Genomic DNA, 23045 nt, shown 5'->3' on the forward strand with positions numbered 1-23045 from the left:
CTTGGGCGAACCCCAAAAAAAGACCAAAGAGGAATTAGTCGTGCTTGAAACATACCGTAAACACGTCGCAGAACGTGCCGCCGAGGGCGTGGTTGCCAAACCTCTGGATGCAGAGCAGGTCGCCGCCCTGGTTGAACTGCTCAAGAACCCCCCAGCCGGTGAACATGATTTTCTGAAAGAACTGTTGTCCTCCCGCGTTCCCCCGGGTGTTGATGAAGCGGCCTATGTCAAAGCCGGCTTCCTCACCGCCGTCGCCAAGGGCGATGCTCACTCTCCCATCCTGACTGCGGCCGAAGCGGTCGAGCTGCTCGGCACCATGCAGGGTGGTTACAACATCCAGCCGCTGATCGATCTGCTGGATGACGCCGAGCTGGCTCCTCTTGCTGCCAAGGGCCTCTCCCACACCCTGCTGATGTTTGACTCCTTCCACGACGTGGAAGAGAAGGCGAAGGCGGGCAATGCCCACGCCCAACAGGTGCTGCAATCCTGGGCCGATGCCGAGTGGTTCCTGAACCGCCCCGCCCTGGCCGAGAAGATCACCGTCACCGTGTTCAAGGTGACCGGCGAGACCAACACCGATGATCTGTCCCCTGCACCGGATGCCTGGTCCCGTCCCGATATCCCGCTCCATGCCCTGGCGATGTTGAAGAACGCCCGTCCCGGCATCACCCCGGACAAGGACGGCGTCATCGGCCCCGTCAAGGCCATCGAAGAGCTCAAGCAGACCGGTTTCCCGCTGGCGTACGTCGGTGACGTGGTCGGTACCGGCTCTTCACGCAAATCTGCCACCAACTCGGTGCTCTGGTTCATGGGCGACGACATTCCGTTCGTGCCGAACAAGCGCGCCGGCGGCGTCTGCCTCGGCGGCAAGATTGCCCCCATCTTCTTCAACACCATGGAAGATGCTGGCGCCCTGCCCATCGAAGTGGACGTCTCCAAACTGGAGATGGGCGATGTCATCGACATCTTCCCCTATGAGGGCAAGATCACCCGTCACGGCACCGACGAGGTGCTGGCCCGCTTTGAACTGAAAACCGAGGTGCTGATCGACGAAGTGCGCGCCGGTGGCCGTATTCCGCTGATCATCGGCCGCGGCCTGACCGACAAGGCCCGCGAGGCCCTGGGCCTGCCGTTCTCTACCGTGTTCCGTCGCCCGCAACCGGTGGCCGACACCGGCAAGGGTTACACCCTGGCCCAGAAGATGGTGGGCAAGGCGTGCGGCGTGCAGGGCATTCGCCCCGGCACCTACTGCGAGCCCCGCATGACCACGGTCGGCTCCCAGGACACCACTGGCCCCATGACCCGCGACGAGCTCAAAGATCTGGCTTGCCTCGGTTTCTCCGCCGATCTGACCATGCAGTCCTTCTGCCACACCGCGGCCTATCCCAAGCCCATCGACGTGCAGACCCACCACACCCTGCCGGACTTCATCATGAACCGCGGCGGTGTGAGCCTGCGCCCGGGTGACGGTGTCATCCACTCCTGGCTGAACCGCATGCTGTTGCCGGATACCGTGGGTACCGGTGGTGACTCCCACACCCGCTTCCCCATCGGGATCTCCTTCCCGGCGGGCTCCGGTCTGGTGGCCTTCGCCGCCGCCACCGGCGTGATGCCGCTGGACATGCCGGAATCCGTGCTGGTGCGCTTCAAGGGCGAGCTGCAGCCGGGCATCACCCTGCGTGACCTGGTCCATGCCATCCCCTACGCTGCCATCCAGAAGGGGCTGCTGACCGTCGAGAAGGCAGGCAAGAAGAACATCTTCTCCGGCCGCATCCTCGAGATCGAAGGTCTGCCGACCCTGAAGGTGGAGCAGGCGTTCGAGCTGGCCGATGCCAGCGCCGAGCGCTCCGCCGCTGGTTGCACCATCAAGCTGGATCAGGCGCCGATCATCGAGTACCTGAAGTCCAACATCGTGATGCTGAAATGGATGCTGTCCGAAGGCTACGGCGACGTGCGCACCATCACCCGTCGTATCAAGGGGATGGAAGAGTGGCTGGCCAACCCGGTGCTGATGGAAGCGGACAAGGATGCCGAGTACGCCGAAATCATCGAGATCGATCTGGCCACCATCAAGGAGCCCATCCTCTGTGCGCCGAACGATCCTGACGATGCCCGCCTGCTGAGCGACGTGGCTGGCAGCCAGATCGATGAGGTATTCATCGGTTCCTGCATGACCAACATCGGCCACTTCCGCGCCGCCGGCAAGCTGCTCGAGAAGTATCAGGGTGAGCTGCCGACCCGTATGTGGATCGCCCCGCCCACCAAGATGGACAAGGATCAGCTGACCGAAGAGGGCTACTACGGCATCTTCGGCCGGGTCGGTGCCCGCATCGAGATCCCGGGCTGCTCCCTGTGCATGGGCAACCAGGCGCGCGTGGCGGAAGGGGCCTCCGTGGTCTCCACCTCCACCCGCAACTTCCCGAACCGTCTGGGCAAGGGCGCCAACGTCTATCTGGCCTCTGCCGAGCTGGCTGCGGTTGCCGCCATCATCGGCAAGATCCCGACTGTGGCGGAGTACCTGCAGTACGCCAAGACCCTGGATGCCACGGCGGCAGATACTTACCGCTACCTCAACTTCAACGAGATCGCCTCTTACACCAAGAAAGCCGATGCGGTGATTTTGCAACAGGCGGTCTAAGGACTGACTGGTTGGACTCTCCACCCGATATAAACAATGCCGCGTCTCTACGCGGCATTTTCCATTTATGGCGGTTGCGCAATAATGGGTAGCCAATCTCCCGCCACTGCGTCGTCGATGCATTTACCAGTGTGCTGCGTTAGGTTGTCTGGCCTGGATGGTCCCATTGTCTTCTGTGTGAAGTGGGCGTTATTTCACTGTGGCGCTTGCCAGGGCAAGCCTGCGAATTGCGGCGTGGTTTCTATGTTTCTGTTCCGGATTGATCTGGCCCGTACGAGATGGCGCCTTGGCTGCACCCTGCTGGTATTGACTCTGCCATTGCTGGCGGGAGGCTGGATGGTACACGGCAGCTACGAGCAGGAGTTGAAGGCGGACGCCAGCGCCTCTGCCCACAAGGCCAAGACCTTGTTGGAGCGCATGTTGGATCAGGCCGAACAGGCCAATCTGGAGGCATTGTCGCTGGTGAACCGCCCCTGCGTCGACAATCTGCTGTTGCTGCGCAAGAGAGTGGCCCTCGAGCCTTTCCTGCGCTCAGTCAACCTGGCGCGCAGCGGCGTGATCCGTTGTTCTTCATTGTTTGGCCCCGTCCATGAAGTGGATGACGGCACTATCTACACCGGAAACAAGCTGCTGCTGATGGACGGCAACAAGGTGCGCCTGGATCATCCGCTGCTGGTGGTGCGCCATGAGCGTGGGCACGATGTGGCGCTGAGCGCCATCGACAGCACCCAGCTCAGCTTCATGCTCGCCATGAGCAGTGATACCAGCGAGCTGTTCCTGCAGGTGGGGTCGGACTGGATCGATGAATCCGGTCATCACCAGAACCAGCCCCCCAGGCTGTACAGCAAGATCAGCCTTGAACTCTCCTCCCACCGCTACCCCTTCGCCATCCATGCGGGCTATGCCATGCCGCTCTACTGGTACACCCTGTGGGAGGCTCGTCATCTGGCCTTGCTGTGGTTGGCAGGGACCTCGGTGTTGCTCGCACTGCTGGTATGGTGGGTGCTGAGTCGTCCGGGTTCCCAGACGGATGAGCTGAGGCGCGGGCTGCTGGCGGGGGAGTTTGTCCCCTACCTGCAACCCCTGATGGCCAGCGACGACGGCAGGATGGTAGGAGCGGAGGTGTTGATGCGCTGGCGCCACTCGAGATCTGGCTTGATCCGCCCCGATCTCTTCATCCCCCAGGCGGAAGAGTCTGGGCTGGTCGTGCCCATGACCACTCATCTCATGAAGGTCGTGGCCCAGCGTCTGAAGCAGGTGCAAACCCGGCTGCCCGACGCTTTTCACATCAGCTTCAACATCAGCGCCGCCCACTGCCGGGATCTTTCCCTGCTGGCGGAGTGTCGCGCCTTCCTCGCGCATTTTGTGCCGGGGCGGGTGGTGCTGGTGCTGGAACTCACCGAGCGGGAGCTGCTGGTGACCAACCCGCAGACGCTCTCCTTGTTCCGCCAGCTCGACGAGATGGGCGTGCGGCTCTCCATCGATGACTTCGGCACCGGTCACTCCAGCCTTCACTACCTGCAACAGTTCCACGTGGACTATCTCAAGATCGATCGCTCCTTCATCGGTCGCATCGGGACCGAGTCGCTGTCCGAGCATATCGTCGACAACGTCATCGACCTCGGTCGGCGGCTGGGCCTCTCCCTGGTAGCCGAAGGAGTGGAGACGGAGCAACAGGCCGCCTACCTCAGGGGCAAGGGGGTTCAGTATCTGCAGGGGTTCCTGTTCGCCCGTCCCATGCCACTGCGCCAGTTCTGCCGGAAACTGACGACGGCGGAGAGATACACTCCCGCCGTCGAGCGTGCCACCCAGGCTTGATGCGGCTCAGCGCACCAGACCGTGCAACCAGTTCGCCAGGGTCTCGTGGGCGCTGCCGGGTTCGGGCGGCGCGGGGGCGAGCAGATGGTAGCCGGTGCCGTCCTGAATGAAGCCGAGCGGGGCCGCCAGCAGGCCGGCCTCGAGGTCATCACACACCTGCCGGTAAGGGCCGATGGCGACGCCAAGGCCCGCCACCGCTGCCTGCAGGCTGAAGTAGAAGTGCTCGAAGGTTTGCCCGGCCCCCTCGTCGCTTGCCGGTTGGCCAGCATGTTGCAGCCACGCCTGCCAGGCGCCCGGGCGCGTCTTGGTGTGCAGGCGGGGGGCCGCAGGGTGCAGGGCGAGGCCGGCCTCCTCTTGCGCGAAGAACTGCGCCACCTTGCCCGGCTGGCAGACAGGCCCGGTCAGCTCCTCGAACAGCTGCTGGCTGTGCAGATCCTCGGGCCAGTCGAAGTCGTTGCGCCGGATGGCGAGATCGATGCCGCTGCCAAAGCTGAGGGCGCCGCCCCCCGCCATCAGATGGACGTCCAGCTCGGGATGCAGGGCCTGAAATGCGGGCCAGCGCGGGATCAGCCAGCGCATCAGCAGGGTGGGCTCGCAGGAGAGCACCAGCGACTGGGGACGGCTCTGCTGGCGCAGCGCCTGGGCCGTCTCCCGGATCTGGCCCAGCCCCTCCCTGACCGCCTGATAGAGCCGGTCGCCCGCCTCGGTCAGGAAGACTCGGCGCTGGCGCCGCTCGAACAGCCTGACGCCCAGGTCTTCCTCCAGCAGGCGCACCGCCCGGCTGATGGCGCCATGGGTGAGGTGCAGCTCGTCGGCGGCGCGGCCGAAGTGCTCGGTGCGGGCAGCCACCTCGAAGCAGCGCAGGGCCGTCAGGGAGGGAAGCGAGAGGGTTTTCTGTGAATTTTTCTCACCGTTCATGTCAGAAATCATCGTTCGTCATTGGGGTTATTGCCAAATAAAATAGCCGATATCCCATGTGATCAGGACTATTTTCATGACCGAACTGTTAGCCGTAGTAGCCATTACCTTCTTTGCCGTCATCAGCCCGGGCCCGGATTTTGCCATGGTGTCGCGCAACAGCCTGCTGCTCTCCCGTCGCACCGGCGTGCTGACGGCGCTCGGCATCGCGGCCGGGGTCTGTGTCCACGTGAGCTACACCCTGCTGGGGGTGGGCCTGCTGATCCAGCAGTCCCTCTGGCTGTTCAACCTCATCAAGCTGGCGGGGGCGGCCTACCTCATCTTCCTCGGCATCAAGATGCTGCGGGCCCAGCCCGCGACCGGTGAAGAGCTGGCCAGCCAGCCGGCCCTCTCCAGCCTGGGGGCGCTGCGCACCGGCTTTCTGACCAATGTGCTCAACCCCAAGACCACCATCTTCATCGTCAGCCTCTTCATGCAGGTGGTGCAGCCGCAGACGCCGCTGGCGGTCCAGCTCGGCTACGGCGCCTTCATCGTGCTGGCCCACGCCCTCTGGTTCAGCGCGGTGGCGCTCTTCTTCTCCAGCGCCTCGGTACGGGCTCGTCTGCTGGCGGTGCGTCACTGGATCGATCGGATCTTTGGTGGTCTGCTGGTGGGATTCGGCATGCTGCTGGCACTGACCCAGCCCTCGCGCTGAGGGGGAGGGGGCTGGTCCCCCTTATCCACCCTCGACTGTAGGGGCTTGTTTTTCATGCCTTGGCGCTCGCTTTTCGGTAGAATTGCCGCTCATTTTGAAGTCAGATGAGGCGCGGTATGACGGTCAGGTTCCAGGCATTTCACAGCATCAAGGCGATTGGCAATCGGGAGGTGCTGTTCAACTGGTCCAGGACCAATCCCCTCGGCGCCCTGGATCAGGTGTGGCGCCCGAAGAGCCGTGACGAACTGCAGCAACTGCTGCGGGAAAACCCCGAGCGCAAGCTGCGGCTCATCGGCTCCGGCCTCTCCTTCGAACCCATCCACAGCGTCTATGCCGAGGGCAGCCAGGCGCTGCTGGTGGACTTGCATCATCTGCGCGGCCAGTTGGACAAAACCGCCGATACCGTCACCTATCAGGCGGGCACGCCCCTCGATACCGTCTATGGGGAGCTCATCGCCATGGATCGCATGCTGCCCGCGTCCCCCGGCGTCATCGGCATCCAGACCCTGGGGGGGGCGCTCAGCACCGGCACTCACGGCCAGGGGCTGCACCAGTCCGCCCTGTGCGATGCGGTGGAGGCCCTGACCGTGATGCTGGCCAACGGGGAGATCATTGGCGTGGATCGCACGGATCCGCGCTTCGGCGCCTTCGTGATGGGTATGGGCATGCTTGGCGTGCTGCTCGATGTCACCCTGCGCACAGTGCCAAACCGCATCATGCGCTGCACCAAGTTCACCACCGACTATCCCTTCCTGCTGGCACACAACGAGCGGCTGAACCGCGAGCACGCCTTCGTGAAGAGCTGGTGGTTCGCCTGGACCGGCGAGAGCCACATCTGGCTGGTGGATCCCGCCTCCGAAGAGGAGGTGGCCCGTTATCGGGCGGGTGGCAGCGAGCCGCTGCTGCTGGAGGGAGACGTTGACAGCGCCATGAGCGCCGCACTCAATGACACCATAGACGCCACCCTGCAGAAGATGGCGCGCGACACCAAGGACGAGGCGCGGGCGGGCGAGCACTTCGAGACGGTGCGCCGCTTCAAGGATGCCTCTGACTTGGTGGGCAACGTCTACCAGATCCTCTGCAAGGGGATACCGGCGCCCCAGATCAACTGCGAGGTGGCCGTGCCCCTCGAGCGCATGCAGGAGGCGCTGGAGATACTGCAGCACTGGCAGGAGCGCAACCCGGGGGCGCTGCACTACCCCTTTATCCTGCGCTGCACCGGCCCCTCCGAGGCCTGGCTCAGCGCCGCCTATGGCAAGTCGGTGTGCTGGATAGGGTTCCTGGTCTATCTGGCGGCTGACGGCACCTTCGTGGGGGGCTCCATGGAGCAGATGCGCGAGCTGCAGCAACTGCTGGTGCCCCTCGGCGGCACGCCGCATTTTGGCAAGCACCTGGCGATGGATCTCTATGACTTCCCGGCCCTGCTGCCGCGCTGGCACGACTTCCTGGCCCTCAAGGCCGAGCTCGACCCCCACGGCCGCTTCGCGAATCGCTGGCTCGGCGAGCTGTTTGCCAACCGGTAAGGATTGAAAATGACCGATATGCAAGACCCCCGCGTACTCATCACCCTGCCGCTCAGAAGGGAGTCATCGAGATGACAGATATGCAAGACACCCGAATCCCCGTGACCCTGCTGACCGGCTTTCTCGGCAGCGGCAAGACCACCTTGCTCAATTACTGGGTCAAGCAGCCGGAGCTCGGCGAGTGCGCGGTGCTGATCAACGAGTTCGGCTCGGTGGGGCTGGATCATCACCTGGTACAACAGGTGGATGAGCAGGTGGTGTTGCTCGATTCCGGCTGCATCTGCTGCTCGGTGCAGGGCTCTCTGGTGGAGGCGCTGCAGGGGCTGTTTATGAAGGCTATTCAGCGCAAGATCAAACCGTTCAAGCGGCTGATTATCGAAACCACCGGTCTGGCCGATCCGGCCCCCGTGCTCTTTACCCTGCGCGAAGAGGGCTTTATCGCCCAGCGCTACCGCTTCGATGGCACCGTCACAGTAGTGGATGCCGGTCATATCGAGCAGCAGCTCGGCCAGCAATACGAGGCGGTGAAGCAGGTGGCGCTGGCGGATCTGCTGGTGGTGAGCAAGGGGGATCTGGTGGACGGCGAGCAGCTGGCTCGGGTCGAAAGCCAGCTGGCGGCCCTCAACCCGGCGGCCCCCATCCAGCGGGTCAGCAACGGCGAGCTGTCGCCTGCGGTGCTGGATAAGCTTGGCGCCTACAACGAGGCGGCGGGGCGTGACGTGCGCCAGCTGCTGGCCTGGCTGCGCACCGAATCCCCCAAGCAGGGGCTGGCCTCGCCGATGCAGCCAAAGATGAAGCCGTTCGCTGCCAAGGTGGGCACGGCCGCACCGACCCATTTCGAGCATGGCAACATCGAGAGCTTCTCCCTGCGCATCGGCGAGCCGCTCAAGCCGTCCCGCCTGCTGGCCGCTATCGATGCGGTGCAGGGGCAGTATGGCGACGCCCTGCTGCGGCTCAAGGGGATTTTGCAGCTGGAGGGAGAGAGCCAGCCGGTGGTGATCCACGGCGTCCACGGTCAGCTCTATCCGTTGCAGGCGCTGGGGGAGTGGCCCGAGGGCAAAGCCCAGTCCAGGCTGGTGTTCATCGTGAAGAGTCAGGACAAGGCGGGCATAGAGCGACTCTTCATGGAGACGCTCAAGGCCCCGGAGCCCAGCCTGGAAGAGCAACTCAGGGCCATGCTCGGCCAGCCGGATGCCTGATATGCTGATCTGACCCGCCCAGTCTGCAAACCTGAGTGCGGGTCTTTTTCTATCTGAAGAAGAGGTGACAGCTCATGCCTGAAAGCGCACAGATGGTGACCCCTGCCCAACGCAAATGGCTGCCCTGGTTGACTGCTGTCGGTTTCTTCATGCAGACGCTGGATGGCACCATCCTCAACACCGCCTTGCCCAACATGGCCGAAACCCTGGGGGAGAGCCCGCTGCAGATGCAGTCGGTGGTGATCGCCTACATGCTGACAGTGGCCCTGCTCATTCCCGCTTCCGGCTGGCTGGCGGACCGATTCGGCACTCGCCGCATCTATCTGGCCGCCATCCTGTTGTTCACCCTGGGGTCGCTCGCCTGTGCGGCCGCGAACACCCTGCCGATGCTGGTGGCTGCCCGGGTGCTGCAAGGGGTGGGCGGCGCCCTGCTGATGCCCATAGGACGCCTTGCCGTGCTGCGGGTCTACAGCAAGCACGAACTGCTGCGGGTGATGTCCTTCGTCACCATTCCCGGCCTGGTGGGGCCGCTGATCGGCCCGGCCCTGGGGGGCTGGCTGGTGGAAGTGGCGAGCTGGCACTGGGTGTTTCTTATCAATCTGCCGGTGGGAATACTCGGCTTTATCGCGAGCTGGTACTTCATGCCGGACTTGCGGCAAGGCACGGCCACGTTCGACTGGCAGGGATTTGTGATGTTCAGCGCCGGCATGGTGCTGGTGTCGGTGGGTTTGCAGGGGCTGGGGGAGCACAGCATCTCCACCGGCTGGGCGCTGTTTGCCCTGCTGTTTGGTCTGGCCGCCATGGCCAGCTACTGGCTCTATGCCGCCAATGCCGAGGAGCCGCTGTTCAGTCTGGCGCTGTTCAAGACCAGCACCTTCGCCATCGGCATCTGGGGCAACCTGTTTGCCCGCCTCGGCAGCGGTGCCATGCCTTTCCTCACCCCGCTGTTTCTGCAACTGGGGCTCGGCTTCTCGCCGAGCAAGGCGGGGATGACCATGATCCCCACCGTGTTGGGGGCCATGCTGACCAAGACGCTGGTGAACAGGTTGATCCCGCGTATCGGTTATCGCCGCATCCTGATCGGCAATACCCTGGCACTCGGGGCCATGATCGCCAGCTTCTCCCTCATCGACAACCAGGTGCCCTACGGGGTGTTGCTGGGTTGGCTGGCGGTGTTCGGCGCCATCAACTCGCTGCAGTTCTCCGCCATGAACACGCTCACACTGCAAGACTTGAGCGCCGAGCACGCCAGCAGTGGCAACGGCTTGCTGTCGGTTGTAATGCAGCTCTCTATGAGTCTTGGGGTGGCCATCGCCGCCAGCCTGCTCGGGCTCTTTTCCGCCGCACTGCCGGCCCAGGATAGCGAGCGCTGGCTCGGCGGCTTCCACCTCACTTATCTGTGCATCGGTCTGATGTCCATGCTGGCGGCGCTGATCTTTGCCCAACTGGCGAGGAAGGAGGGCAGGGAGTAAAAGCCAGGGGTAGATGTCAGGCCTGGGCGGGCAGGTAGCTGACCTGGCAGGGCAGACGCGCCAGCAGGTTGGCAAGATGTTCGGTAGCCAGCAGCAAGGTCAGCTCGGGGTGGCCCGGGGTCCAGGTGAAAGCGTGATGGGCCAACAGGGCCGGATCCACCAGCAGCGGGATATCGGCGTGGGGCAGGAAGGGGCAGACGGCCCCCGGCAGGCAGCCGATCTGCGCCTGCATCTCCTCGGCGCTGCAGATGGAGGGCTTGGCACCGAGGATAGCCTTGACCGCCTTGCTGTCGAGCCGCCCCTCCCTGTGGGTCAGCAGCAGGGCGAAGCGGCCATCCTTGAACTTGAGAAACAGAGTCTTGCTGAACTCCGCCTGCCAGCCGAGGCGGGCCTTGACCCGCTCGTCGGTGGCGTAATCCCGGATGGGTTCGTGCTCATAGCGCTGGTGGGGCAGCTCGGCCAGCAGCCGGTAGTTGAAGTCATGGATAGTGTCGAGTGGCATGGGGGTCTCCTGTGTCAGGGTCATGCTGCCAGCCGCACCGGCCCGGGCCCAATCATCCTTTCTGATGGCGGATAAGCGACAAGGGCAACGAGGTGCCCTTGTCGATCAGTGCGGCTGCAGTTCGACCGCATCCCAGTGGAAGGGAATGGGGCTGAGCCGCTGGGAGGCCTTGTCGTAGATATTCCACAGCTCGCCCAGGGGGCGGCCATCGACGGGATGGCGCAGGGCGGGGGCCAGCTCCGCCAGCGGCCAGAGCACGAAGGCGTTGGTGAGGATCTCGCCGCGGGGCAGTACCAGGGGCGCCTCACAGACCAGATCGCCATAGAGCAGCAGATCGAGATCCAGGGTGCGGGGGGCGAACTTCTTGGCATCCGGCTCGCGGCCGTGGGCGAACTCCATGGCACGCAGACGCTGGCACAGGGTCGCCAGCGGCAGGTCAGTGTCGGCGCCGACCACCAGGTTATAGAAGGGGCGGCCATTGAAGCCCACCGCCTCGCTCTCGAATACCCTGGAGACAGCAAGCTGCCCAAACTCAGCCTGCAGGGCGTCGAGTCCGGCTCGGATGTGGTGCTCCCGTTCTATGTTCGACCCCAGGCTGATATAGATGCGGGTCATCAGCTGGCGCTCGCGACCGGGGTGCGGTGACGCAGGATCTCGACCCCGACCCCGGCGGCATTGGGTACGGCGCCCGGCTTGGTCAGGGTGACCTTGACCCACTGCACCCGCTCGTCGTCCAGCACCAGGGCGGCCACTTGCTCGGCCATGGTTTCGACCAGCTCCACTACCTTGCTCTGGGCGTGATCACAGATCTTGCGGGAGAGGGTGGCGTAATCCAGCGCCAGATTGATATCGTCGGTTGCGGCGGCGGGTCGGTTGTCGAACCCCATCTCGAGATCGAAACAGAGCTTCTGGCGAATGCCCTTCTCCCACTCATATACCCCTATGGTGGTCAAAACCTCGAGTCCGCGAATAAACACCTTGTCCATGACAGTACTTCTTCTTTACTCTTGATGGGCTGTGAAAACAGCGCAGGGATGCAGGCCTGGCAAGCCGATTGCCGCTGGCGGCCGGTTTGGGCGACACGCTTTCGGGCAAGCCCAGACCAGAGAATGTGGCCCGCATCATACCCCATTCATATCGTGGTAAAAACGACCAAGATGACGGCCCTGACGATTTTGATGATTATTCTGGCCTATCTGGGCGGCTCGCTGTCCAGTGCCGTGCTGGTTTCCCGCCTCACGGGTCTGCCGGATCCCCGCGACCATGGCTCCCACAACCCGGGGGCGACCAATGTGCTGCGCCTCGGTGGGCGCATGGCGGCACTCATCGTCCTGTTGCTCGACGTGCTCAAGGGCATGGCTCCCGTCTATCTCGCCTGGTATCTGCAGATCAAGCCCGTCTATCTCGGTTTCATCGGTGTCGCCGCCTGTCTGGGTCACATGTATCCCATCTTCTTCCACTTTCGGGGCGGCAAGGGGGTCGCCACGGCGCTCGGCACCATGCTGCCCATCGGCTTTGCCATGGGGGGCGCCGCGATCGCCACCTGGTTGCTGGTGCTGCTGGTGAGCGGCTACTCTTCACTGGCTTCCATCGTTACCGTGCTGCTGACGCCACTCTTTACCTACCTGCTCAAACCGGAATATACCCTGCCGGTCTCCCTGCTCTCCTGCCTCATTCTGGTTCGCCATCATGAGAACATCACCCGCCTGCTCAGGGGCGAGGAATCCCGGCTCTGGGGCCGCCGGGGAGTGGCTTCCCCCACAGAAGTGATAAAAATGAGTGATGCTGCGCAAAAAAGAGACGAACGAGACGAAAAGTGAAATTTCCCGTTGACCACCTGCCCTAAAATCCGTTTAATAGCGCCCACGCCCAGATAGCTCAGTCGGTAGAGCAGGGGATTGAAAATCCCCGTGTCGGCGGTTCGATTCCGTCTCTGGGCACCAATATTTTGGTGCCATGAAAGAAAAATATTTTTCATGCACAACGATTTAAGTGTGCCGGCTTAGCTCAGTAGGTAGAGCAACTGACTTGTAATCAGTAGGTCACCAGTTCGATTCCGGTAGCCGGCACCATTTGCCCAGATAGCTCAGTCGGTAGAGCAGGGGATTGAAAATCCCCGTGTCGGCGGTTCGATTCCGTCTCTGGGCACCACCATAAAGGCGATGAGATAGCGATATCTGGTCTCCGATAGTTAATTCCTCCTTAGTTCAGTCGGTAGAACGGCGGACTGTTAATCCGTATGTCACTGGTTCAAGTCCAGTAGGAGGAGCCAATTAAAAAGACCCCTGTCGCAAGACAGGGGTCTTTTTTTATGGTCTCGCATGCGTATCTCCGCCGTCGGGATGCGCTCGCCAGGATGTTGGCCACAATGGCTTAACGGAAAGCTGAAAGTGCATTAAAAACAGGCAGTAAATGCTACATAAATGGTCTCGCCGCTTAAGCTCCTGTACAAGAACTGGTCGGTACAATGGTGCTCATATAGAACAAGGGCTATGAGCCCGCAACTAGCATCGACGAGGCTGTGATGAACTTAAGACTGACACCTGTATGGATTGCATTGGCATTGGCTGGCACGGTTGCTCACGCAAGTGACGACATCTACTTCGGTGCCGGTGTCGGTGCCGCTCACTTCAATGGCCTGAACAAGGTAGAAGGCGTGGAGAGTGGAACCGAAGACGCCTTCACCGGCAACCTCTTCATGGGTTACAACTTCAACGAAACGTTCGGTGCCGAACTGGGTTACCAGTACGCTGGCCGGGGCAATACCAACGGTGGCATCAACAACAACGCCTACGAAAATCAGGGTGCCACCCTGTCCGGTATCGCCCGTCTGCCGCTGGGAGAGGATTTTTCCCTGTTTGGTGAAGCGGGTGCCTACTGGTCGCACACCCACGGCTTTGGCGTGACGGATTCCCGCGTGTCGCCGATGGCTGGCGTCGGTCTGACCTACAAGTTGAACGATGCCCTGGATCTGCAGGCGCGCTACCGCTACATGTGGGACGTGGCTGATTTGACCACTTACACCGGTGAGCAGTACAAGTCCAACCAGAGCGTGGCGACGCTGGAAGCGGTATATCACCCGTTCCGCACCTCCTACGTTGAGCCTGTTGCTGCTCCGGTCGTTACAGAAGCGGCCCCTGTGGTTGTCGAGAAGAACTTTGCCCTGAACTCCGACGTGCTGTTTGCCTTTGGCAAAGCCGAGCTGAAGGCTGAAGGTGTCGAGGCTCTGGATGGTCTGTACAAGCAAATCGTTGAATTCCAGCCCAAAGATGGCAGCGCCATCGTCATTGGTTACAGCGACCGCATCGGTTCCGAGGCTTATAACCAGAAGCTGTCCGAAGCCCGTGCCCGCACCGTGGCCGACTTCCTGGTCAGCAAGGGTCTGGCCACCAGCAAGATCGCCATCGAAGGCCGTGGTGAAGCCGACCCGGTCACCGGCACCCAGTGTGACGGCGTCAAGGGCAAGAATGAGCTGATCACCTGCCTGGCACCGGACCGCCGTGTCGAAGTCCGCGTCTCTGGCGTGCAGGAAGTGCAGCAATAAGCCGACGCCGCTCGATGGATGTGAAGAGGGGATGCCATGGCATCCCCTCTTGTTTGTCGGGCTTGCGCTTCGCAGACGGGTAAAACCATCCGTCACGACGTCTGGTGCCCGATCCTTCTGCAATCGCTCGAAAATGTGTCGAACCCTTCCTCTTATACCTTCCCTGTCAGTGAGTTACAGCCATCATCTTGCCTAGTATGATGGCGTGACGAGCCTGTGTCCCGTTATCCTGCGTCATCCCGGTCCGGGCGTGCGGGCTTCTGATCCCCTCCCTCGACCTCCCGAAGCGGGACAAATCCATGACAGAGGTAATCTATGAATGCGACAGAGCTGTGGCAGCTTTCTCCCGAGCAGTTCAACGAGTGGCGGCGGGAGAATGACTATCCATTGATTTGGACATTGCTGGTGGCCTCGCTACCTCATTTCGGCGACTGGATGACAGAGCAGAAAATAGAGAAAAGCGTCATCTTCCAGATCGGCATCGCCCGTTTCATCAGCTCGCGATCCGTGCTCAGCCTCTGCGTCTACATGAGCGATGACAAGATAAGGCTGTATGAGACTGCTTCGAGTGCTCTGGAGTCCCTGCGCAAGAGCGGCCTCATCCGCTCCGAATCCCGCTTCGAGCCTTACTGCATGTGGCTGGCCGGCAAGTACGGCAAGGACGAGGTGAAACGGGTGCAGAGCCTGCTCTCCGTGTCCGAGAACAACAAGGGGGAGGCTCAGGTGCTGGGCAAGCATCGCCTGCTCAACATCGGCGGCGTCGAGCTCAAGAGCCCCATCATCTCCGGCCGGCTGCTCGACTTCACCTGCCTGGACGAGCTCTCGCTGGACGGCGCCGTCAACAACTCCAAGGTCTATCTGTGGCACTGCTCGGCCAAGGGGGTGAGGGTCAACGGCGGGGTGATCGGGCTCGATCTATTCGATTCCCTGCTGTGGGACCACAGGGCCTGGGCCAAGAAGCGGGAGCTGGCGCTGGAGGACGGGGTGTTTCAGGACTTCACCATAGAGTGCGAGGAGATCCGCTTTCACTCCTCCCGGGCCGTGCTGAAAAACTTCAACGTCAGTGCCAAGAACTTCGATGCCACCATGGAGCACACCAATCTGGACAAGGTGCAGGTGGTCTACAACGAGAATGGCCGGATCGATCATAACGAAGCCAGCAAACTTTACCGCAATGCCAAGCGACTCTTCTCCAGCGTGGGGGACACCGTGGATGCCGGTGAATGCTACTACAAGGAGAAGCTGCACGAGATGAAATCCCTGGCGCGTCCAAGGGAGCTGTTCAGGGAGCGCTGGTTGCGCAGCGGCTTGATGAAGAAGGGGTGGCTCTCTCTGCTGTGCTACCTCAAGTGTGCCGGCAAGTTTGTCAGCTTCATCACCTGGGGATTTGGCGAGCGGCCCATCAGAAGTCTGCTGATGTCGATGGGGGTCATCCTGCTGGCGACCCTGACCTACTTCCTGGCACCGGAATCCGTGACCCATGGCCATCTGGGGCGCTCCCTCTACTTCAGCATAGTGACCTTCGTGACCCTGGGTTACGGCGATATCTCCCAGACCTCCTCTCCCCTCCAGCTGTTGTCGGCCATAGAGGCGTTCTGCGGCATGTTTCTGACCGGTCTCTTCCTCGCCGGCTTTGCCTCGAAAACCAAGCAGTACTGACGACCAGGCTGGCGGTGAGGGGCAGCCAGCCCCGCCGCCAGAGGCTGAACGTCCATCGATCCCCCCTTCTTCCTTGACGCAGCGGCAGTGGAGCGACTTTATTTAGAGTCATCGGTCGCGATCGCGATGGATGGCGCGGCAAGCGTTGTACGAGAGAAACACACAGGGGAGCGAGAGCGGTATCGAACAGTCCACAATCGAAGCATAGAAGGAATAACGCTATGATATTGAATCACTTATGGGGATTGTATGCGCATCCTCACACCGAATGGCATACCATAGACGAGCGGCATGACAGTTTTCGAAACAGTCTGACCCATATCCTGATCGTGGCCCTTATCCCCCCCATCTGCGCCTATTATTCCGCCGTACACATCGGCTGGAGCATTGGTGTCGGGGAGCCCATCACCCTGACCGCGAACAGCGCTCTCATGCTGTCGATAGCCATGTACGTGACGCTCATCATCGGCGTCCTCGCGCTCTCCTATCTGGTGCACTGGATGGGTCACACCTTTGGCTCGGATCCCAGCTACACGACGTCGCTCGAGCTCGCAGCCTACACCTCCACACCGCTGTTCATGGTCGGTTTCTCCGCGTTCTTCCCGCACCTCTGGTTCGTGATGATCATCGGACTCATCGGACTCAGCTACTCGGTTTACCTGCTCTATGTGGGGGTGCCTATCCTGATGCACATTCCCAAGGAGCAGGGGTTCATCTATGCCAGCTCCGTGGTCACGGTCGGCCTGGTGTTGCTGGTCTGCGTGCTGGCAGCCACGGCCATTCTGTGGGGATCCGGTTTTGGTCCCGTGTTTACCCAGTAGCCAGCAAGCCGGCAGAAACGACAAGGGCGCCATCATGGCGCCCTTGTCGTGGAACTGGCTCACGCATCTCTGGTTGAGGCAATCCGACGGGGCTGCCTCAACCAGTATCAGCGCGGGTTGCCGCTGCCGATGCCGAACGGGATGCGGTAGTCACTGCTCTGATCCCCGAGGCTCAGGGTCAGTCTGCCCTGGGTGCGGCTCGGGATCTGCACCTGCTGGGTGCCCATCAGGTTGGCGTGGACGGAAGCCACCACATCACCAGACTCGTCGCGTACCTCCAGCATGGGGTTGGCATTGCCAGCGACAGCCGCACTGGTATGCCAGTTCACGAACAATACACCAGGAGCGGCATTGACGTCGGCGGGGACGGCAGCCTGGGCAACACCGGCACTCATCAGGCCTGCGACGACCAGCATCTTGATTACATTTTTCATGTTCATTCACTCTCTTGATTTTTATGTCATTGGCAAGGCCGGTTCGGCCCTCATCAACGCATCCTTGCAAGAGGTCATTCAAATAATATGCAGTTCTTTTGCTGACATCAGATACCCACTTTAGGGGGCACAGTCCTGAACGACCTTCTATTTGGCGACTTGGCTATCCTGCCTAGGCGATGTATGAATAGTAATCATGATATTGAGTGGTTGTTAGCGAGATAAACTGGCCTAGATGTTCAAAAAAAATGAACAAAATATAAGCGAGTGACCGCCCCAGACTCCAGGGGGTGAGCCGATACGGCCATAGAAAGCGGCGATTGACACCGGATTGTCATCTGAAGCGCTTAAGGTGCAACCTTATTTTCAATATGGTTCAAGGATGACTATGTTCCGTCTCTCTTCCCTCACCCTCGCGCTCTCTGCCGGTCTGGCCATGACACTGCTGACCGGTTGCAACTCGGATAACGACTCCTCTTCGGCCACCGGGTCCGACTACCAGTACAGTACCAAGGCTGTCTATGTCGCTCGCCAGGATGCGGACAGTTATGAAGTGGCGCCAGCTGGCTTCACCCCCGTCTTCACCGAACTGGTTGCCCGACATGGCTCCCGTTCCCTGTCCAGCCCCAAGTATGACGTGCTGACCAGGCAGATCTGGGATGCGGCTTCCCGGCAGGGGGCGCTGACCGATCTGGGTCAGAAGCTCGGCGCCAAGGTGGACGCGGTCACCGCAGCCAACCGGCAATTGGGCTATGGCCTGCTCTCTGCGGTCGGCAAGGAGGAACATGCCCTGCTGGCGACCCGTCTGGCCGAGCGGCTGCCGACCCTGCTCGGCAAGGGAGGTGTGCCCGGTTGTATCCGGGTCGAGACCTCGGGCAAGGACAGAGCCAACGAGAGCGCCTACTACTTCATGGAGAGCCTGGCCAAACGGGTCGATTTCATCACTGACAGCAAGGCTTGTTACGTGAGCCAGCAGAACCCCTCCGAGATCGACAAGGGGCTGCGCAACAAGTTCGAGCTCTACTTCCACAAGACGGAGCCGGAAGGGGATTACCTCCAGTACCTGCCCGCCTTCCAGGCCTATATGGCGTTCGTCGGGGATGAGGAGGAGGGCGTGTCCCCGGCGCCCGAGCTGAGCGAGGCGCTCGGTGGCCTCAAGACCCTGCCCCAGACCCGGGTGATGGCGCGCGAGATGCTTGAACGCCTCTACAGCAAGACGTTCGTCGACGAGCTGGCTGCCGGTGTCGAATATGTGGCGGTGAACCCGGAAGATGGTGACAAGACCTATGTGCGTGACGAGGTGGATGCCGCCCTCATGCTCTACAACCTCTTCATCATTGGTCCGGGGATGATCCGCGAGGCGCAGGCGCAAGGGGCGCCCTGGGATCTGGAGCAGTTCATCACCCCGGAGGAGTCGGCCTGGTTCTCCTACCTCTCCGATGCCGAGGACTTCTACGAGAAGGGGCCGAGCCTTGCCAGCCAGCGCGCTACCTACGCCGTGGCCCAGCCCCTGCTCGACGGCCTGTTCGACGAGGTGCAGACCCAGGTGGTCGAAGGGGCCGGCGAGCACGTCGCCAAGCTGCGCTTTGCCCATGCCGAGACCTTGATCCCGCTGGCGGCACTGATGCAGCTGGAAGGCAGCCGTCAGAGCGCCCAGCCTGGCGTGCTGATGAGTCAGGCCAACAACGAATGGCGCGGCGGTTTGGTCTCTCCTTATGCGGCCAACATCCAGTGGGACGTTTACCGCAACGACGCAGGCCGGGTGTTGGTGAAGATGCTCTACAACGAGAAGGAGCTTGCCTTCAAGGCCGGTTGCTCTCCCATCGCGGTTGGCAGCTTCTTCTATGACTTCGGTGAACTCAAGCGTTGCTACGGTTATCCGTCCTGACACCCACCCCCTTGCCTTTGATAGAGCGGGCCTGTCATCACAGGCCCGCTCTGTTTGGTGGCGTCACACTGGGTCGGCGCGTCGTCGTCCCCCATGCCAGGTGGTGCCCATGGATGCGGCTATGATGGTGGCTATCCCGAGCCACTGGGTCGGAGGCAGTTGCTCCCCCAGCCACAACAATCCCATCAGGGCGCCCATGGCGGGCTCGCCGCTGGTCAGAATGCCGTAGCTCTTGAGCGGCAACCGACGCAGGGCAAACATCTCGAGAGAGTAGGGGATGGCGCTCGAGAGCAGCCCCACCCCGGCGATGGTGAGGAGCACGGGGACGGTGAACGAAGCCTCGATCGCACCCTCCAGCCCGAAGGGCAATACCAGCAGGGTGCCCACCCACATGCCAAGGGCTGGCGCCTGTGCCCCCAGCAAGGTCCCGGCCCGCTTTCCGGTCAGCATGTAGAGCCCCCAGAACACCCCGGCCCCGAGCGCCAACGCCGCCCCCAGGGGATCGAGGGTCTGTTCGGCCGCCCGCAGCGGCAGCAACAACAACAGGCCGACGATGGCCAGCGCCAGCCAGAGGAAGTCTGCCCGATGGCGGGAGCCGAGCAGCGCCACCGTCAGCGGGCCGATGAACTCGATGGCCAGGGCCACGCCGAGGGGGATGCGCTCGATGGCGAGATAGAAGAGCAGGTTCATGGCCCCAAGTGACAGCCCATAGGGGATGGCTCCCAGCAGGGTGCGCCGATCGAGGGGCATTCGCCAGAGACGAAACACCAGCGAGAGGAGCAGGGCGGCGCACCCCAGCCGGAACAAGGTGGTACCGGCAGCCCCGATCAGGGGAAACAGTGACTTGGCTAGGGAGGCGCCGAGGGTAATCGACAGCATGGCGAGGGTGACCGCCAACAGGGAGGAGAGGGTGGTGGCGTTTGGCGGCATCTCGTTCACACCTGAGCAGGGAAAGGGAAGTAAAATATATCTGGCGATAGCCGTAATCTCGGTCTAAAACTGGACCTATTCGATAATTTTTATCTCTCTATCCCCATGACCGATAAGTTCGATCTGCTCATCCTCGCCGAGCTGCAACAGGATGCCCGTCTACCCACGCCGGAGCTGGCCCACAGGGTCGGCCTCTCCGCCCCCGCCTGTTATCGCCGCGTGCGGGCGCTGCGGGAGGCTGAACTCATCGAACGGGAGGTCGCGCTGGTGGCACCGGCCACCATGGGCTGGCCCATCACCATGCTGGTGCTTGTCACCCTGGAGCGGGATCATGGCCGTATCGTCGATGAGATGATTGGCGTTCTGAAAGGGGAGCCTGAGGTGATGGACCTCTGGTATGTGACGGGGGAGCAGGACTTCGTGCTGCAGGTCGCCGCCAGGGACATGGCGAGCTACGAGCAGTTCACCCGGCGGGTGCTGCATGCCAGGGAGCAGGTGCGCAGCTTCAAGACCCTGGTGGTCATGGGGCAGCACAAGCGTTGCGGCGCCTTGCTGCCAGGGTGAGGAATGAGAAGGGGGCCGCCGCCTTTCCCGGAATCAAAGGAGCGCTAAGGGGCCGTCAGGAAAACTAAAAGGGGCAGGTACTACCTGCCCCTCTGTGTCAGCTGGGCTCCCCGGCCGCCAGCTCCTCTGCCGTCATGGGCCGCAGCACCCGGCAGGGGTTGCCAGCCGCGACCACCCCCGCCGGTACATCCTTGGTCACCACGGATCCCGCCCCGATGACGCTGTTGTCCCCTATGGTGACGCCTGGGCAGATGACGACGCTGCCCCCAATCCAGACGTTGTGGCCGATCCGCACCGGCTTGCCAAACTCGACCCCCTTGATGCGCTGCGCCACCGCCACCGGGTGGGCTGCAGTGTAGATCTGCACCCCGGGGGCCAGCAGCACGTTGTCACCTATGTGTACCTCGCACACGTCGAGAATGGTGCACCCCACGTTGGCGTAGAAGTTCTCGCCGACGAAGATGTTGGCACCATAGTCGCAGAAGAACGGCGGATTGATGGCGCACGCTTTGCCACGGCCGCCCAGCAGTTCATGGAGCAGGGCATCCCGTGCCGGCTTCTCCTGCCAGCTGGTGTTGAAGCTGTGATAGAGCCTGCGGCAGCGCTCCCGCGCCGCCCTGAGTTCGGGGTCACCCGCATCATAGGGCTCCCCCGCCACCATCTTCTGCCACTCGGGGCAACGCTCGGCTGCCCGCTGCGCTGTGATTGTCTCAGCCATCATTGCTCCATCAACCAGATCAGGGATTCGTAAGGGCGCAGCTCGCAGGATTGCGGGCGGGCAGGACTGTCGGGGTAGTTGCCAAGCAGCAAGCGGCCTTCGCCGGTTTGCAGCTCGGCAGGCAGCGCAAACTCCACCGGCTCGCCGTAGAAGTTGCTCACCACCAGCAGGGTCTGGCCGTCGGCGCTGCGCGTATAGGCCCAGATCTGCTCATTTCCCGCCAGCAGCTCCTGATAATCCCCCTGCGTGAAGATGGGGTGCGCCTTGCGAAGGGCGATGAGATCCCGGTAGTGCCAGAACACCGAGTCCGGGTCGGCCAGCGCCGCCTCGGCGTTGATCTCGGGGTAGTTGGCGGCGGGTTTGAGCCAGGGCGAACCTTGGGTGAAGCCTGCATTGGGGGCCGCGCTCCACTGCATGGGGGTGCGGGAGTTGTCTCTGGACTTGGCCGCCAGAATGGCGAGGATCTCGGCCTCGCTCATCCCCTCCGCCTGCTTGATGGCGAAGATGTTGCGGCTCTCCACATCTTGATAGTCGTCGATGTGCTGATAGCCGGGGTTGGTCATGCCGATCTCCTCCCCCTGATAGATGTAGGGCGTGCCCTGCAACCCGTGCAAGGTGCTGGCCAACATCTTGGCGGCCACCACCCGATGTTCACCCTCATCACCGAAGCGAGAGACGATGCGCGGCTGATCGTGGTTGCACCAGAACAGCGCCGACCAGCCCTTGCCGTGCATGCCGCTCTGCCAGTGGTTGAAGATGCGCTTGAGCTCGAGGAAATCGAACGGCGCCTTGGTCCACTTGTCGCCATTGGGGTAATCCACCTTGAGGTGGTGGAAGTTGAACACCATGGAGAGCTCGGAGCCGTCCAGCGCGCCGTAGCGCTGGCAGTGCTCCAGCGACGTGGAGGACATCTCCCCTACCGTCATGGCGCCCACGGGGGCGAAGACGTCGCGGCTTATGTCCTGCAGGAATTCGTGGATGCGCGGCCCGTCGGTGTAGAAGCGGCGGCCATCCCCCATCTCGTCGCTCGGGAACGCCTGATCCTTGGAGATGAGGTTGATGACGTCGAGGCGGAAGCCGTCGACCCCCTTCTTGGCCCAGAAGTGGATGATGTTTTTGACCTCGGCGCGCACGGCCGGGTTCTCCCAGTTGAGATCCGCCTGCTCGCGGGCGAACAGGTGCAGGTAGTACTGACCGGTGGCCGGGTCCAGCTCCCAGGCGCTGCCGCCAAACTTGGATTGCCAGTTGTTCGGTACGCCACCTTCTACCGGGTCTTTCCAGATGTAGTAGTCGCGATAGGGGCTGTTTTTATCCCCCAGCGCCGACTTGAACCAGGCGTGCTCGGTGGAGGTGTGGTTGACCACTATATCCATCACGATGCGGATGCCGCGCCCGTGGGCGGCGGCCAGCAGCGCCTCGAAATCTTCCATGGTGCCGTAGGCCGGGTCTATGGCCAGGTAGTCGGCGATGTCGTAGCCGTTGTCCACCTGGGGGGAGACGTAGACGGGGGTCAACCAGAGGGCGTCGATGCCGAGGGTCTTGAGGTAGTCGAGGCGGGCCATGATCCCCTTGAGATCACCGGTGCCACGGGCGCCGGAGTCCTGAAAGCTCTTGGGGTAGATCTGGTAAATCACGGCGCTTTGCCACCAGGGTGTCTGTGTCATGGTTGGTTCGCTCATTGGTTGAAACTGGTTGGAACAGGGCAAAGAAAAAGGGCGGAGCC

At 62.0% G+C, this 23045-nt stretch carries 20 protein-coding genes and 4 tRNA genes; 16 read left to right on the forward strand and 8 right to left on the reverse strand.

Features of this window, described 5'->3' with window-relative positions; genetic code table 11:
* The first annotated feature begins 40 nt into the window (after window positions 1–40).
* Together acnB and KW824_RS13345 are read left to right on the forward strand one after the other, a co-directional pair.
* The gene (gene acnB, locus KW824_RS13340; RefSeq protein ID WP_218410030.1) at window positions 41–2638 is read left to right on the forward strand and encodes a bifunctional aconitate hydratase 2/2-methylisocitrate dehydratase; all 2598 of its coding nucleotides are present in this window, start codon (window positions 41–43) and stop codon (window positions 2636–2638) included.
* 243 nt (window positions 2639–2881) lie between these two features.
* On the forward strand, window positions 2882–4456 hold the full coding sequence (locus tag KW824_RS13345; RefSeq protein WP_218410031.1) for a cyclic diguanylate phosphodiesterase: 1575 nt from the start codon (window positions 2882–2884) through the stop codon (window positions 4454–4456).
* A gap of 6 nt (window positions 4457–4462) precedes the next feature.
* Here the strand turns inward: KW824_RS13345 and KW824_RS13350 are convergent, their stop codons facing one another.
* Window positions 4463–5374, reverse strand: coding sequence for a LysR family transcriptional regulator (locus KW824_RS13350; RefSeq protein ID WP_218410032.1), 912 nt, complete (start codon window positions 5372–5374; stop codon window positions 4463–4465).
* 76 nt (window positions 5375–5450) lie between these two features.
* Here KW824_RS13350 and KW824_RS13355 point away from each other — a divergent pair, with 76 nt between their 5' ends.
* The 4 genes from KW824_RS13355 to mdtD all read left to right on the forward strand — a co-directional run bounded on the left by KW824_RS13355 (window position 5451) and on the right by mdtD (window position 10262).
* Window positions 5451–6068 (forward strand): LysE family transporter, encoded by a 618-nt coding sequence (locus KW824_RS13355; protein ID WP_218410033.1) that lies wholly within the window; start codon window positions 5451–5453, stop codon window positions 6066–6068.
* A 116-nt stretch (window positions 6069–6184) separates the two neighbouring features.
* Window positions 6185–7591, forward strand: coding sequence for a D-arabinono-1,4-lactone oxidase (locus KW824_RS13360; RefSeq protein ID WP_218410034.1), 1407 nt, complete (start codon window positions 6185–6187; stop codon window positions 7589–7591).
* A gap of 71 nt (window positions 7592–7662) precedes the next feature.
* Window positions 7663–8790: a GTP-binding protein gene (locus tag KW824_RS13365; protein ID WP_218410035.1), complete on the forward strand. Its 1128-nt coding sequence runs from the start codon at window positions 7663–7665 to the stop codon at window positions 8788–8790.
* 74 nt (window positions 8791–8864) lie between these two features.
* Window positions 8865–10262: a multidrug transporter subunit MdtD gene (gene mdtD, locus KW824_RS13370; protein ID WP_218410036.1), complete on the forward strand. Its 1398-nt coding sequence runs from the start codon at window positions 8865–8867 to the stop codon at window positions 10260–10262.
* A gap of 16 nt (window positions 10263–10278) precedes the next feature.
* Here mdtD and KW824_RS13375 read toward each other — a convergent pair whose 3' ends face one another.
* From KW824_RS13375 to folB, 3 genes are all read right to left on the reverse strand, one after another.
* Window positions 10279–10764, reverse strand: coding sequence for a YbaK/EbsC family protein (locus KW824_RS13375; protein WP_218410037.1), 486 nt, complete (start codon window positions 10762–10764; stop codon window positions 10279–10281).
* Between the two features lie 105 nt (window positions 10765–10869).
* Entirely contained in the window at window positions 10870–11379 is a 510-nt protein-coding gene (gene folK / locus KW824_RS13380) for a 2-amino-4-hydroxy-6-hydroxymethyldihydropteridine diphosphokinase (RefSeq protein ID WP_005329164.1), read from the reverse strand.
* Window positions 11379–11750 (reverse strand): dihydroneopterin aldolase, encoded by a 372-nt coding sequence (folB, locus tag KW824_RS13385; protein WP_005329162.1) that lies wholly within the window; start codon window positions 11748–11750, stop codon window positions 11379–11381. Before folB ends, folK begins: the two co-directional genes overlap by 1 nt.
* Before the next feature lie 171 nt (window positions 11751–11921).
* Here folB and plsY point away from each other — a divergent pair, with 171 nt between their 5' ends.
* The 8 genes from plsY (at window position 11922) to KW824_RS13425 (ending at window position 16788) form a co-directional block, all read left to right on the forward strand.
* Complete coding sequence (gene plsY, locus KW824_RS13390) at window positions 11922–12584, forward strand: glycerol-3-phosphate 1-O-acyltransferase PlsY (RefSeq protein ID WP_218410038.1); 663 nt, start codon at window positions 11922–11924, stop codon at window positions 12582–12584.
* 47 nt (window positions 12585–12631) lie between these two features.
* Window positions 12632–12707: transfer RNA gene (locus KW824_RS13395), tRNA-Phe, on the forward strand.
* Between the two features lie 53 nt (window positions 12708–12760).
* Window positions 12761–12836, forward strand: a tRNA-Thr gene (locus KW824_RS13400).
* Window positions 12837–12839: 3 nt separating this feature from the next.
* Window positions 12840–12915: transfer RNA gene (locus KW824_RS13405), tRNA-Phe, on the forward strand.
* A gap of 45 nt (window positions 12916–12960) precedes the next feature.
* Window positions 12961–13036: transfer RNA gene (locus KW824_RS13410), tRNA-Asn, on the forward strand.
* A gap of 252 nt (window positions 13037–13288) precedes the next feature.
* Entirely contained in the window at window positions 13289–14308 is a 1020-nt protein-coding gene (locus KW824_RS13415; protein WP_041204919.1) for an OmpA family protein, read from the forward strand.
* A 315-nt stretch (window positions 14309–14623) separates the two neighbouring features.
* Entirely contained in the window at window positions 14624–15967 is a 1344-nt protein-coding gene (locus KW824_RS13420; protein ID WP_182787485.1) for a potassium channel family protein, read from the forward strand.
* Between the two features lie 221 nt (window positions 15968–16188).
* Window positions 16189–16788, forward strand: a complete 600-nt coding sequence (locus KW824_RS13425; protein WP_218410039.1) for a Yip1 family protein — start codon at window positions 16189–16191, stop codon at window positions 16786–16788.
* Window positions 16789–16895: 107 nt separating this feature from the next.
* Here KW824_RS13425 and KW824_RS13430 read toward each other — a convergent pair whose 3' ends face one another.
* Window positions 16896–17228: a hypothetical protein gene (locus KW824_RS13430; RefSeq protein ID WP_218410040.1), complete on the reverse strand. Its 333-nt coding sequence runs from the start codon at window positions 17226–17228 to the stop codon at window positions 16896–16898.
* A 376-nt stretch (window positions 17229–17604) separates the two neighbouring features.
* Here KW824_RS13430 and KW824_RS13435 point away from each other — a divergent pair, with 376 nt between their 5' ends.
* On the forward strand, window positions 17605–19110 hold the full coding sequence (locus KW824_RS13435) for a histidine phosphatase family protein (protein WP_218410041.1): 1506 nt from the start codon (window positions 17605–17607) through the stop codon (window positions 19108–19110).
* Between the two features lie 63 nt (window positions 19111–19173).
* Here the strand turns inward: KW824_RS13435 and KW824_RS13440 are convergent, their stop codons facing one another.
* Window positions 19174–20040 (reverse strand): DMT family transporter, encoded by an 867-nt coding sequence (locus tag KW824_RS13440; RefSeq protein WP_218410042.1) that lies wholly within the window; start codon window positions 20038–20040, stop codon window positions 19174–19176.
* 105 nt (window positions 20041–20145) lie between these two features.
* On the opposite strand from KW824_RS13440, the gene KW824_RS13445 reads away from it, so the two are divergent.
* Window positions 20146–20604 carry an Lrp/AsnC family transcriptional regulator gene (locus KW824_RS13445; RefSeq protein WP_218410043.1) on the forward strand — a complete coding sequence of 153 codons (459 nt, stop codon included), beginning with the start codon at window positions 20146–20148 and terminating at the stop codon, window positions 20602–20604.
* A gap of 97 nt (window positions 20605–20701) precedes the next feature.
* Here KW824_RS13445 and KW824_RS13450 read toward each other — a convergent pair whose 3' ends face one another.
* Window positions 20702–21322 (reverse strand): sugar O-acetyltransferase, encoded by a 621-nt coding sequence (locus tag KW824_RS13450; protein WP_218410044.1) that lies wholly within the window; start codon window positions 21320–21322, stop codon window positions 20702–20704.
* A complete protein-coding gene (treC, locus tag KW824_RS13455) occupies window positions 21322–22986 on the reverse strand; it encodes an alpha,alpha-phosphotrehalase (protein ID WP_218410045.1) in 1665 nt (554 codons plus the stop codon). Before treC ends, KW824_RS13450 begins: the two co-directional genes overlap by 1 nt.
* Between the last annotated feature and the right edge of the window lie 59 nt (window positions 22987–23045).

Source organism: Aeromonas sp. sif0611 (assembly GCF_019218845.1).
Taxonomy (GTDB): domain Bacteria; phylum Pseudomonadota; class Gammaproteobacteria; order Enterobacterales; family Aeromonadaceae; genus Aeromonas; species Aeromonas media.